The following is a 12919-nucleotide window of genomic DNA, read 5'->3' as shown; positions in this document are numbered from 1 at the left end:
TCCGTGCTCAATAACGCCACTCAGTAGCGCCCGAAGGCGAGCGCCACATTGTGGCCGCCGAACCCGAACGAGTTGTTGATCGCGTAGCGGTACTCGCCGTAGCGAGGCTCGCCTGCGACCACATCAAGATCGATCTCTGGGTCCGGGGTCTCATAGTTCAACGTCGGTGGTATGACTCCGTCCCGAAGGGTCAGCACCGTGAGCGCCGATTCGAGCGCGCCGACGGCGCCGATCGAATGCCCGAGCGCCGATTTCGGCGCGTAGACGGCGGCGTTTTCGCATCCGGCGACCCGGATCGCGTTGGCCTCGGCAGTGTCACCGATCGGTGTCGCAGTGCCGTGTGCATTGACATGGTCGATGTCGCTGGGGGACAAGCCCGCCATCTCCATCGCCCGTCGCATTGCTCCGCCGGCACGCGTGCCGTCGGCAGCAGGAGCGACCATGTGGAAGGCGTCCGAGGTGATGCCGGCGCCCATCAGGCGGGCCAGCGGCTTGGCGCCACGTGCCTTGGCGTGTTCCTCGGTCTCGATGATCATCATCGCGCCGGCCTCGCCGAACACGAATCCGTCCCGGTCCTTGTCGAACGGCCGCGACGCCCGCTCGGGCTCGTCGTTGCGCGTAGACATGGCCCGCATCATCGAGAACGCGGCGATAGGCAGCGCCTCGATCGGTCCTTCGACGCCGCCGCAGACCGCGAAGTCCGCGTCGCCCATGACGATCTGGCGCCATGCGTGGGCGATGGCCTCCGAGCCCGACGAACAGGCCGACACCGGCGTGATGACACCGGCGCGGGCACCGAGCTGCAGGCCCACCACCGCCGCGGCGCCGTTGGGCATGATCATCTGAACGGCGAGCGGCGACACCTTGCGGGGGCCGCCCTCGTTCATCAGGTCATAGCTCTCGACGATCCGCTCGGCACCGCCGAGACCGGTACCCACCACAACGCTGAAGCGGTCCGGATCGACCTCAGGGCTTCCGGCGGACTCCCACAACTGGCCGCTCAACCACTTGGCCAGCCGCTGGACATACGACATGCGTCGCATGTCCAGTCGGCCCATGTGGATGTCGACCGGTTCCTTGAGGTGACCGCCGATCTTGGCCGGCAGGTCCCATTTGGAGACGAATTCGTCTTCGAGAACGTGGATGCCGCTTTCGCCGGCCAACAAGCCCTTCCACGTGCTCTCGATGTCCGGCGCGAGGCATGTCGTCGCCGCGACGGCGGTTACCACAACGCTGGGGTAACCGCCATTAGCAGTGGAAGGCTTGGTCACTTGTTTTCCAGCCTCGCCTGCACGTTGGCAGCGGCCTCGGGGTTCTCCGAAACGAGCTTGGAACGCAGCGCCTCGGCGGCCTCGGGGTTCTCTTCCTCGAGCTTCTGGATGTAGGCGACGACGTCACCGACGGTACGCAGGCCGGCGAGGTCCTCGTCCGGGATCTTCACGCCGTACTTGTCCTCGGTCTGCACGGCGATCTCCACCATCGACAGCGAGTCGATGTCCAGGTCGTCGACGAACGACTTCTCCGGGGTGACCTCCGACGGCTCGATACCGGTGACCTCTTCGATGATCTCGGCGATACCGGCGATGATTTCTTCCTGACTGACGGCCACAGTTAGTTCCCTTCGTAATGTGTTGTGTGTAAACCGATTTGACGTACTTTTAGCTTCTGGGGCGAAGCTGGCGGTTAGAGATTCGCCAACTCGTCCAGATCTGCGGGTGACTTGACGGCTCGCGTCGGAACCCCCCGAAGTTCACGTTTGGCGATGCCGGTGAGAGTGCCCGCGGGCGGGAACTCCACGATCGCCGTCAGATTGTGCTCACGCATGGTGGCAGTGCACAGATCCCAGCGCACCGGCCGGGTCAGCTGAGAAACCAGGGTCTGCATCGCCGCGGCGGCAGAGGTGACCGGCTTCCCGTCGTAGTTCGAGAGAAGCGTGGTGGTCGGCTCGGCGGTCGCGATGCCGGCAGCCGCTGCGGCGTAGCCCTCGAGGGCCGGCGCCATGAACTCGGTGTGGAACGCTCCGGCCACACCCAGCGCGCGGACCCGGGCCTTCGCCGGCGGGTCCTCGGCAAGCTTCTCCAGCGCGGTCAGCCGGCCGGCGGCGACGATCTGGCCGGCGGCGTTGCGGTTCGCGGGAACGAGGTCGAGCTGCTCGAGGCGGGTCAGCACCTCTGCTTCGTCTCCACCGAGCACGGCCGACATTCCGGTGGGCTCGGCGGCACACGCCTTGGCCATCTCGGCGCCGCGGGTGGCGGCCAGCATGACGGCGTCATCGGCGGCCAGCACTCCGGCGATCGCGTAGGCCGCGATCTCACCGACGGAGTGGCCCGCGACGATGAAGTCCTGACCAGCCAGCAGCCCGCGCCGGGTCAGCTCCTGGTGGGCCAGCAGGGTGGCCGCAACGATCAGGGGCTGGGCGATGGCGGTGTCGGTGATCTCCTCGGTCGATGCCGTGGTGCCGAGCCGGGCCAGGTCCAGGCCGCTGGCCGTCGACCATGCCGAAATCTGGTCCGCTGCGCCTGGCAGTTCCAGCCATGGCGACAGCATTCCCTCAGTCTGGGAGCCCTGTCCGGGCGCAAGCAAAGCGATCACGTGTCTAAGAGAACACTGTGAAGACGGTTTTGCGGGGTGTAACAGATTATGAACCTCGTCTTAGGTTTTTGTATACCTCCTACAAAATAGCTCCGTAAGCTACGTGTTTGAGATACACCCGCTATCTGTCATCTAAATCACTATCGGCCGGATCCGGCGCCGGAACCCCCTCTGACCGGCGACGGAAGCTGTGGCACGGCGATGTTGGCGGCGCTGGGACTCTGCGTCGGGTAGTTGAGCTGGCCCACCGTCGCCGCCACCCGCAGGACGTACGCATCTCGCGGTTGGGTGGGATCACGCCCGGTGAAGTCGGTGATCCGCTTGAGCCGGTAGCGCACGGTGTTTGGATGAACGAACAACTTCCTGGCACAAGCCTCAATAGCGCCGCCCGAATCTAAGAAAGCGTCCAGGGTTTCGACGAGGGTGGGGCCGGCGTCGGCCAGTGGCCGCATGACGTCGGTGTGCAGCGCCACGATCGCCGACGCGTCGCCCATCAGGGCCCGTTCCGGCAGCAGTTCCCGGGCCAGCACCGGCCGGGGGGCCCCGCGCCACCCGGCGACCGCGTTCATCCCGGAGATGGCCTCACTGGCGCTGTGGTAGGCCGCGGTCAGCATGGGCGCCGTCGGCCCGATCACCACCGGTTCGTCGGCGAAGGCGACCAATATGTCCTTGAGGAACTTGTCGGTGAGCGACAGCTGACCGGAGACGATGGCGACCAGCCAGGTGCCGTGCACGTCGGTCAGGGCCGCCCGGCCGTGTCGGGTGGCGATATCGCGGACATCCTGGCTGGCGCGCTCACTGCCGGCCTCGCCGTCGGCGCGTCCGGGCGCCGGGGTGCCGACGATGACGGTGGCCGGCGCCGTGGTGTCCCAGTTGAGTGCTGCCGCCCGGGAGAGCAGTTCCGGGCCGGTGTCCCCACGCACGATCGCGTCGACGACGCTGGCCTCCATCCGGCTGTCCCAGGTGCCGCGGGCCTCGGCGGCATCGGCGTAGGCGGTGGCGGCGGTGAAGGCCAGGTCGCGGCTGTACTTCAGGATGCCGACCGTGAGCGCGGTCAACTGCTCCTCGGTGCGGGCCAGCAGCGGCACCACTTCCTCGAAGAACTCCATGGTGACCCGCACCATGTCCACGGTGTGGCGCAGCGCGATGCGCCGCGTCAGGTCCTGAGGGACCAGTTCAAAGGCCTGGGCGGTGTAGCTGACGTCGCTGTGCGGGTCCTGCATCCACTCCACGAAGTGGACCACGGCGGTCTGGACCACCAGGGCCACGCTGGCGCGCTGGGAGGCTTCCAGGTCGGCGAAGAATGGCAGCCGCTCCTGCATGGCCGACACCGCTTCGGTGGCCAACCGGCCCGAGTATTGCTTCAACCTGCGCAGCAGGGAGTCCGGGACGGTGTCCAGCAGCTCCAGCGGCGACCGGGGACGCCCGAGTTGCTGCGCCAAGTTGTTGTCGCTCACTCCTAAAAGCTACGCCCTTTTTATGTCGGAGTCCGCTAAAGGTCCCGGCGCACCCGTCGCGAGCGTGCGGCTGGCCGCACACCCGGCACCGATGGTGCGGCGGGACGCACACTCGGCGAGGAGGACAGCAGGGTCCTAGGCGACGCCCGGGTCGGAGGTCTGCTCGGGCGCGGCCAGGACGTCGTCGATCTTGTACTGACGGGCGGCGGTGACCGCCACCGACGGGTCGATCTCGCCGTCGCGGGCCAGCGCCTCGAGCACCGCCACCACGGTCGATTCGGCGTCGGTGTTGAAGTAGCGCCGCGCGGCAGGCCGGGTGTCGGAGAAGCCGAACCCGTCGGTACCCAACGTCACGTAAGTACCGGGCACCCACGGCCGGATCTGCTCGGGAACCCCGCGCATCCAGTCCGACACCGCGACCACCGGCCCCCGGGTCTCCTTGAGCACCTTCGTCACGTAGGCCTCACCCGCGGGCTTGTCGGGGTGGCGCAGCCGCTGCTTCTCGATCTCCACGCCGTCGCGGTTGAGCTCGCCCCAGCTGGTCACCGACCACACGTCGGCAGCCACGTCCCACTCCTCGGCCAGCATCTCGGCCGCTTTGAGCGCCGAGGGCATCGCGACGCCGGAGACCAGGATCTGAGCCGTGCTCGAGCGTTTCTCCGAGTCCTTTTCCGAGGCCGCGCGGTAGCGGTAGATGCCGCGCAGCAGGCCCTCGGGGTCGAAGTTCTCCGGCTCCGGCGGCTGCGGGTAGGGCTCGTTGTAGAGGGTGATGTAGAAGTAGACGTTCTCCGGGTCCTTGCCGAACATCCTGGCCAGGCCGCTTTCCACGATGTAGGCGATTTCGTAGGCGAACGCCGGGTCGTAGGACACCACGGCCGGATTCGTCGCCGCCAGCAGCAACGAATGCCCGTCGGCGTGCTGCAGGCCCTCGCCGACCAGGGTGGTCCGTCCGGCGGTGGCGCCGAGCACGAATCCGCGGGCCATCTGGTCGGCCGCGGCCCACAGGCTGTCGCCGGTGCGCTGGAACCCGAACATCGAATAGAAGATGTAGAGCGGGATCATCGGCTCGTCGTGGGTGGCGTACGAGGTGCCGACCGCGGTGAACGAACCCACCGAGCCGGCCTCGTTGATGCCCTCGTGCAGGATCTGGCCTACTTCGCTTTCCTTGTAGGCCAACATCAATTCGGCGTCGACCGCGGTGTAGAGCTGGCCGTTGCGGTTGTAGATCTTCAGCGACGGGAACCACGAGTCCATCCCGAAGGTGCGCGCCTCGTCCGGGATGATCGGGACGATGCGGTGACCGATCTCCTTGTCCCGCAACAGTTCCTTGAACGTGCGCACCAGCGCCATGGTGGTGGCGACCTCCTGGTTGCCCGACCCCTTCTTCAGCGCCTTGTACACATCGCGGCTGGGCAGCTTGAGCGCCTTGGCCTTGGTCCGGCGTTCGGGGACGAAGCCGCCCAGGGTGCGGCGCCGGTCCAGCAGATAGCGGATTTCGGGGGCGTCCGGACCGGGGTGGTAGTACGGCGGCAGGTACGGGTCTTTCTCCAGCTGGGCATCGGTGATGGGTATCCGCATCGCGTCGCGGAAGTGCTTGAGGTCTTCGGCGGCAAGCTTTTTCATCTGGTGAGTGGCGTTGCGGCCCTGGAAGTGGGCGCCCAGCGAATAGCCCTTGATGGTCTTGGCCAGGATCACCGTGGGCTGGCCCTTGTGCGCGACCGCGGCGTGGTAGGCGGCGTAGACCTTGCGGTAATCGTGACCGCCCCGCTTGAGGTTCCAGATCTCGGAATCGCTCATCTTCTCCACCAGCGCCTTGGTCCGCGGGTCGCGGCCGAAGAAGTGGTCGCGCACGTAGGCGCCGTCGTTGGCTTTGTAAGTCTGGAAATCTCCGTCGGGCGTGGTGTTCATCAAATTCACCAGCGCGCCGTCGCGGTCGGCGTGCAGCAACGCATCCCATTCGCGGCCCCACACGACCTTGATGACGTTCCAGCCGGCCCCGCGGAAGAAGGACTCCAGCTCCTGGATGATCTTGCCGTTGCCACGCACCGGCCCGTCGAGGCGCTGCAGGTTGCAGTTGATGACGAAGGTGAGGTTGTCCAGCGCCTCGTTGGCCGCCACCTGGATCAGCCCGCGGCTCTCCGGCTCGTCCATCTCGCCGTCGCCCAGGAAGGCCCACACGTGCTGATCGGAGGTGTCCTTGATGCCGCGGTCCTGCAGGTAGTGGTTGAACCGGGCCTGGTAGATGGCGTTCATCGGGCCCAGCCCCATCGACACCGTCGGGAATTCCCAGAAGTCGCGCATCAGGCGCGGGTGCGGGTAGGAGGGCAGGCCGCCGCCGGCGTGGCTGTGTTCCTGCCGGAAGCCGTCCATGCGGTCCGAACTCAGCCGGCCTTCGAGGAAGGCGCGCGCGTAGATGCCGGGGGAGGCGTGCCCCTGGATGAACACCTGGTCGCCGCCGCCGGGGTGCGACTTGCCGCGGAAGAAGTGGTTGAAGCCGACTTCATAGAGCGCGGCCGAGGACGCGTAGGTCGAGATGTGGCCGCCGACGCCGACCCCGGGCCGTTGCGCGCGGTGCACCATGATGGCCGCGTTCCACCTGATCCAGGTGCGGAAGCGGCGTTCCACGTCCTCGTCGCCGGGGAACCACGGTTCCAGTTCGGTAGGGATCGTGTTGACGTAATCGGTCGACGTCAGCGCCGGGATCGAGACCCGCTGCTCGCTGGCGCGCTCCAGCATGCGCAGCATCAGATAGCGCGCCCGCGCGGGCCCCGAGCGGGCCAGCAGGTCGTCGAACGACTCCAGCCACTCGGAGGTTTCCTCGGGATCGATGTCGGGCAGATACGACGCGACACCTTCGCGAATCACCCGGACGCGATCGGGTTCGCTTGTGCTGCTTGAGGTTTTGGCCAGATCGTTGCGGGCGAACTCGGTGGTCAACTTCCGCTCCTGTAGTCGGCATGGATGATGCTCGAGGGATCGTCCCTCTATCGTGCCGCACCGGCGTCCCCGGCGGGTACCCGTGTTCCGCTGACGGGTGCCACACCGAAGTCGGTGCTAGTGGGGCAGATGGGATCGTGACCCGGTAACGTCAGATCCCGTGCTCATCGGATGGCGTGCCGTCCCTCGCAGGCGCGTGGAGGCGTTCCCCAGGCGAGGCGCCCTGGCTCTCGGGTCCGTCGCTGTGGTGGCGATCGGCATTGTCGGCTGTACGAAGGTGGCCGAAGGGTCCGGAGCGGCGGACACCAACGTCGCCCCGGCGTACCGGTCCTCGGTGTCGGCGTCGGTGTCGGCGTCGTCGGTGACGTCCAGCGTCCGGGAATCCCAGCGCATCGCGTCGGTCACCACCAGGGCGATCCGCACCTCGTGCGACACGCTGGCCACCACCAGCAAGGAGGCGATCGACAAGGTCAACGCGTTCGTCGCGGCTTTCAACGGCGGCAAGAACACCGGGCCCACCGAAGGTCCGGCGATCGACGCGCTCAACGCCAGCGCCTCGGCGGTGGAGAACAGCTACAGCGACGCGTTGCCCGGCCAGATGCGCGACGCGATGAACACCTACAACGACGCTGCCCGCCAGGTGGCCAACGCGATCGGCACGCACGCGCCGACCGGCGAGTTCAACAGGCGGGTCGACCGGCTCAACGACGCCAAGACCAAGGCGTTGAAAATGTGCGTGGGTTAGCCGTATGAAGCTAGCGGTGCCTGTGCGACGATTACGTTCGTCGCTCTCGGTTGTCTTGCTCTCGTTTGTTTAGGAGGTTCCACGGTGGTCGCGGCGGATCACGCTCGCAAACTGGGCATCCAACGGGACCAAGTCGTCCAGGAGTGGGGCTGGGACGAGGACACCGACGACGACATCCGCGCAGATGTCGAGGATGCCTGCGGTAGCGAATTGCTCGACGAGGACACCGACGAGGTCGTCGACGTCGTCCTGATGTGGTACCGCGACGGCGACGGGGACCTGGTTGACCTGCTGATGGACGCGATCTCCCCGCTGGCCGAGGACGGCGTGATCTGGGTGCTGACGCCCAAGACCGGCCGGCCCGGGCACGTGCTGCCCGCCGAGATCGCCGAGGCGGCTCCCACCGCGGGCCTGATGCCCACGTCGTCGGTCAACCTGGGCAACTGGGCAGCCAGCCGGTTGGTGCAGCCGAAATCGCGGGCCGGTAAGCGCTGATGCTCGACGTCGGAGCCACCGCACCCGACTTCACGCTGCGCGACCAGAATCAGCAGCCCGTCACGCTCAGCAGTTATCGCGGCGACAAGAACGTGCTGCTGGTGTTCTTTCCGCTGGCGTTCACTGGAATCTGCCAGGGCGAACTGGACCAGTTGCGGGACAACCTGCCGGAGTTCGAGAACGACGACAGCGCGGTGCTGACGATTTCGGTCGGGCCGCCGCCGTCCCACAAGATCTGGGCGGTGCAGAGCGGCTTTCTGTTCCCGGTGCTGTCGGACTTCTGGCCGCATGGCGAGGTCAGCCAGGCGTACGGGGTGTTCAACGAGGTGGCCGGCATCTCTAACCGCGGCACCTTCGTGGTCGACAAGGAGGGGTTCATCCGGTTCGCCGAGATGAAGCAGCCGGGCGAGGCGCGGGATCGTGCGGTGTGGACCCAGGCGCTGGAGGCGTTGCGCGTTTAGTTTTGGGTGGTTGGGCTTTCGGCGTGTAGCCTGCGCCGGGGCATAAGGGCGCGTAGCTCAGTGGTAGAGCTCTGGTTTTACACACCAGCGGTCGGCGGTTCGATACCGTCCGCGCCCACTTTCCAGTGGCGAGCAGACGCGAACTCACCCATTTCGTGCCGAAATGCGGTGAGTTCGCGTCTGCTGGCGCAGCTCAGCGGTCAGTTCACGGCGCCGCGGGTTACCTGCGGGGCGGCCGTGGCGCGATGTCGTGACAACAGTCGCGCTGCTTGACCCGGTGCACCGAGTTGCAGCATCGCGGCCAATGCCGTTTCGAGAATCACTTCCTGTTGCACACGGCTGCCGCCGATCGACGGCAACCCGGGAAGCGATTCGAGGAGATAGTCGAGCGCGGCGCGCGGATCACCAGCCGTCAGCGCGATGAGGCCGTCGCCGATCAAGCGCAACGTCGTTGCCTGTTCGTCGGCCGGGGACACTGATCGCGCGGATCGCGGCCGGGTCGTTCGCGGCGGCCAAGACAAGCAGCGCGTGAAACGCGATGAACGGCGTTTTCGGCGCATACGCCAGCGAGCCGACCTCTGCGAGTACCGGCATCGGATCGGGGGGAGTAACCCAGTCCGGATGCATGCGCGCCCGCCAGGCGAGCGAACCCGCATCAACCAGGCAGCGCACGTCCCGGGAATGAGGCGGCGCGAGAGACGTTGCGTACCGACGCGACGCCGCAGCGGCGTTGCCCATTGCGAGTTCGTGCAGCGCGGCGTGCCACTGGAAGTGCGGGAGGTAACGCTGCGTGCTGCCGTGCCCGGCGATCCATTCCGTCAGCCATTTCAATCCGGCTCGGTGCGCGTCGGTCTCGTAGTGCACGTGGGAAAGCGCGTGCGCGGCGTTGCCGTTGCCCGGATCGAGGTCCAGCGCGGCATCAGCGAGATCGGCTGCGTCATACCAAAGGCCCTGTTCGGTTCGCCCGAACGCGCGTAGCCCTAAATACCAGGGCGCCTCGCCGTGCACACCGGTAAACCGCTCGACGTACTGCCACGCGTCCGGCAGTGCGTCGCCGGCCCCGGCGAACGCAATCGACGGTGCGAGCACCAGCAATGCGACCGGATCATCCGGTACCCGGTCGAGATGGTCGATGAGTGCGTCGGTGCCCGCGGCGTTCCCTCTTTCGCACCACGTCGCAATGGCTTCGACGTGGCTGCGGTCCTCGTCGCTGCTGTGTGCGAGGGCCGCCCGGGCTCGCGCCAGATGGCCGTTGACCGCGTCGGGACCGCCCGCCCGGTCGGGTCGTTCCGTTGCAATCATCGCCAGCGCGACATGCGCACGCGCGTGGTGCGGGTCCTCCGCGATCGCGGAAGCGAAAGCTACCGATGCGCCGTCCTGGACGGCCAGCAAGCGACGCACGCCCTCGGCGTATGAAGCATTGGCACCAGTCACTTTCGAGGTGGTCGGAGTCAGGCGGGGTGCCCTTATCGGACTGTCGAGAGTGTTGTCGGCTAGCAGTTGCGCCGTGGCGGCGGCCTGAGCACGAATCTCGGGGATCGCAGTGGTCTCCCACTCCTCACCCTGACGGATCGACCCGATGCAGACGATGCCCTGGACCGTGGCGCCGGCCTCGTCGATGAGCCGGCCGTCGGTATCGAGGCGAACGCCGAGGCCGCAGGGGTGCATCGACGCGACACCCGACGCCAGCAGATTCGCCCACAGCGGAGAGCGCTGCAGCGACCGCCGGTCCCACGCCGTCCCGGTTGCGGCAACCACCGCGTCACCGCGCCGACGGACTGATCCCTCGCTGGTCGCGACGACCAGCTCGACGCCGCTTCCGCGCAGCGATACGTCGGCCACTTCGCCCGCCTCGATGATCAGTTGGCCACGGCCGATCGCGTCATCGATCGCGGCGGCGATCGTCGGCGGCATGCGATGGCGCAGGACCTCCCACTGCCGCAAGTCCTCGCGCAGGAAACGACGTTGGTCCTCCCACCCCAGCGAGCGCCACAGGCGAGCGGTGCGGGGTCGCACAGCGTCGATCACTTGTCGCCAATTCAAGCCGGCGTCGCGAGCACGTGCGAGATCCGTACCGAGTGCGGCACGCACCTGCTCCAGAGTGTTCGCGGCACCGAGCGCATCGAGTTGAGGTAACTCGGCCGGCGCACCGGTGTCGCGGAATGTATGTGGGAGTGCGCCGTGGCGCGACAACATTGTGACCGTGGCGCCGCGCGCGATGAGATGCAGCGCCACGTCGACCCCCGTGAGTCCAGAACCGATCACCAAGACGTTCTTGGGACGACGCGCACCAAGAGCCGCGAGCGCGCCGGGCGCCCAGGGATCCACGACGACCTTGTCGTCAGTGCCTGCGGCCAGCACCGGAGCGAAGGCGCGTTCCAGCGGTTCGGGCAGGCTACCTTCGGGGCGCCCGGGCGCGAGCACAACGGCGTCGGCCGATAACGACCGTCCGTCGTTCAGCTTCACCTGCGTTGACGTGCCGGGTACCAGTCCGACGACCTCGGCAGCCTCGATCCGAACATCGGCGCCCGCCAGCTGCTCCCGCAGGTAGCGGCTGTACGCGAGACGCGGTGCGAAGCTCTCCGCCGGCGTGACCGCGCGTTCGTCCAGCCAACTACAGAAGTGGTCGGGATCGTCCGGCCAGGCAGACATGCGATGCGCAGGAACGTTCAACAGGTGGGCCGGATCGTTAGTGCCGTACGCCGCACCGGTGCCGGGGCGACCGGACGCGTCGATGAGCGTGATCTGGATTTCGGGTTTACTCCGGCGCAGGTGTGCCGCGGCGAGCACGCCAGCGGCACCGCCACCCACGATCGCGACGCGGATCATAGCGGAAGGCTAACTCTTGCCGATGGGTTAGGGTGCTCAATCGCGCTGACGATGTTTGCCCTTGCGGAATGGCCTTGACATGCGGCTCAGCGGGCGTCGAACGCCAACGGAAGCGTGATCGGGCCGGATATGCCGGTCATCGGTTTCCACGGCGCCGGGCCCACGCGTCGGACGTCGGCCATCCGCGCAGTGATCACGCGCAGCGCTTCGGTCATCTCAATACGGGCCAGGTGTGCGCCGAGGCAGTAGTGCATGCCGCCGCCGAAGCTCAGCATCGCGGGCGCGGCCTTCCGCATGATGTCGAGGCGGTCCGGCTCGTCGTACACGTCCGGATCCCGGTTGGCCGCCGCGGTGTTGGCGATGACCAACGAGCCTGCCGGAAACTGCACGCCGGCCAGTTCCACGTCGACGCGGGTTATGCGCATTGCGCCGAGAACGATCGGCGAGTGCCGCATCAGCTCCTCGACGGCATGCGATGCCAGCTCCGGGTGCGCCGCGAGCAGCTCCCACTGGTCGGGGTGGTCAGCCAGAGTCTGCACGGCCGCGGCCAACTGGTTGCGGGTGGTGTCGGTGCCGGCGTTCAGCAGGATGACGGCGAGGTTGACCAGTTCTTCGTGGCTCAGCCGGTCGCCGTCGTCTTCGACGCGGATCAACTCGGAGATCAGGTCGTCGGTCAGTGACCGGCGGCGCGCGGCGATCAGCTCCTCGACGTAACCCTCCAGACCCGCCCACGCCCGCAGAATCGCCGACTCGTGCTCGGCGACACTGCACCCGAACGCCTTGCTGAGGTCGGCGGCCCAAGCCGAGAACAGATGCCAGTCCTCGCGGGGAGCGCCGAGCAGGGCGCAGATGATCGGAATCGGGTAGGGATCGGCGATGTCGGCGACGAAGTCACACCGGCCGGTGCCGGCGTGCCGCTCGATGAGCTCGGTGATGACCTCGACGCACGCACCGCGCATCCGCTCGGCCGCGCGCGGAGTGAAGGAGCGGGCGACGAGACGGCGCAGCCGCTGATGCTGGGCCCCGTCGATGCTGACCAGCAGCTTGGTGACCCGGTCCCAGATCGGGCCGGACGTGATGCCCTGTACGGCCAGCGACATCCCTTGTGGAACGACTAACCGGGAGTCCCGGAGCACGGTGCGCACCAGGTCGTAGGCAAGCACCTCGGGCCCGTACGGGCCCAGCGCGATCGGCCCGTTGAGCTGCGCCGCGGCGTGCAGCGCACGGAGTTCGTCGCGGCCGGTGTCGACGGTGTAGTTGAGGGTGGGCAGTGCGATGTCGATGGTCATGCTTTGACTATTCGTTTTCGGCGGTACCCGATCATCGGGCGAACTGCGTAAAACCGCGTGGCCCGGACGCGTACGTACGCATGCTGTAAGCGCAAACATCGGCGATTTCGCTGA

Annotated in this window: 11 protein-coding genes and 1 tRNA gene; 4 read left to right on the top strand and 8 right to left on the bottom strand. The window is 67.1% G+C overall.

Annotated features, from left to right (window positions below):
* Positions 1-20: 20 nt before the first annotated feature.
* From kasA to aceE, 5 genes are all read right to left on the bottom strand, one after another.
* Positions 21-1271: a 3-oxoacyl-ACP synthase KasA gene (gene kasA / locus C0J29_RS18650; protein ID WP_120793175.1), complete on the bottom strand. Its 1251-nt coding sequence runs from the start codon at positions 1269-1271 to the stop codon at positions 21-23.
* Positions 1268-1609, bottom strand: coding sequence for a meromycolate extension acyl carrier protein AcpM (gene acpM, locus C0J29_RS18645; RefSeq protein ID WP_065043663.1), 342 nt, complete (start codon positions 1607-1609; stop codon positions 1268-1270). The genes kasA and acpM overlap by 4 nt, the downstream gene beginning before the upstream one ends.
* Positions 1610-1683: 74 nt before the next feature.
* A complete protein-coding gene (locus C0J29_RS18640; RefSeq protein ID WP_065043664.1) occupies positions 1684-2592 on the bottom strand; it encodes an ACP S-malonyltransferase in 909 nt (302 codons plus the stop codon).
* Between the two features lie 140 nt (positions 2593-2732).
* Complete coding sequence (locus C0J29_RS18635) at positions 2733-4049, bottom strand: PucR family transcriptional regulator (RefSeq protein ID WP_120793174.1); 1317 nt, start codon at positions 4047-4049, stop codon at positions 2733-2735.
* A gap of 135 nt (positions 4050-4184) precedes the next feature.
* Complete coding sequence (gene aceE, locus C0J29_RS18630; protein WP_120793173.1) at positions 4185-6986, bottom strand: pyruvate dehydrogenase (acetyl-transferring), homodimeric type; 2802 nt, start codon at positions 6984-6986, stop codon at positions 4185-4187.
* Positions 6987-7146: 160 nt separating this feature from the next.
* Here aceE and C0J29_RS18625 point away from each other — a divergent pair, with 160 nt between their 5' ends.
* From C0J29_RS18625 to C0J29_RS18610, 4 genes are all read left to right on the top strand, one after another.
* Positions 7147-7731, top strand: a complete 585-nt coding sequence (locus C0J29_RS18625; protein WP_120793172.1) for a hypothetical protein — start codon at positions 7147-7149, stop codon at positions 7729-7731.
* Between the two features lie 84 nt (positions 7732-7815).
* A complete protein-coding gene (locus C0J29_RS18620) occupies positions 7816-8226 on the top strand; it encodes a DUF3052 domain-containing protein (RefSeq protein WP_065043668.1) in 411 nt (136 codons plus the stop codon).
* On the top strand, positions 8226-8687 hold the full coding sequence (locus tag C0J29_RS18615) for a peroxiredoxin (protein WP_055577201.1): 462 nt from the start codon (positions 8226-8228) through the stop codon (positions 8685-8687). Before C0J29_RS18620 ends, C0J29_RS18615 begins: the two co-directional genes overlap by 1 nt.
* Before the next feature lie 46 nt (positions 8688-8733).
* A tRNA-Val gene (locus C0J29_RS18610) sits at positions 8734-8805 on the top strand.
* Between the two features lie 82 nt (positions 8806-8887).
* On the opposite strand, the gene C0J29_RS18605 is transcribed toward C0J29_RS18610, so the two are convergent.
* The 3 genes from C0J29_RS18605 to C0J29_RS18595 form a co-directional block, all read right to left on the bottom strand.
* A complete protein-coding gene (locus C0J29_RS18605) occupies positions 8888-9127 on the bottom strand; it encodes a hypothetical protein (RefSeq protein WP_120793171.1) in 240 nt (79 codons plus the stop codon).
* Positions 9090-11516: an FAD/NAD(P)-binding protein gene (locus tag C0J29_RS18600; protein WP_120793170.1), complete on the bottom strand. Its 2427-nt coding sequence runs from the start codon at positions 11514-11516 to the stop codon at positions 9090-9092. The genes C0J29_RS18605 and C0J29_RS18600 overlap by 38 nt, the downstream gene beginning before the upstream one ends.
* A gap of 86 nt (positions 11517-11602) precedes the next feature.
* Positions 11603-12805, bottom strand: coding sequence for a cytochrome P450 (locus tag C0J29_RS18595; protein WP_120793169.1), 1203 nt, complete (start codon positions 12803-12805; stop codon positions 11603-11605).
* Positions 12806-12919: the final 114 nt, after the last annotated feature.

This window comes from Mycobacterium paragordonae, from assembly GCF_003614435.1.
In the GTDB taxonomy this organism is placed as follows: Bacteria; Actinomycetota; Actinomycetes; order Mycobacteriales; family Mycobacteriaceae; genus Mycobacterium; species Mycobacterium paragordonae.
Note: the sequence above shows the minus strand (reverse complement) of the source record. Positions and strands in the feature narration are given on the sequence as shown.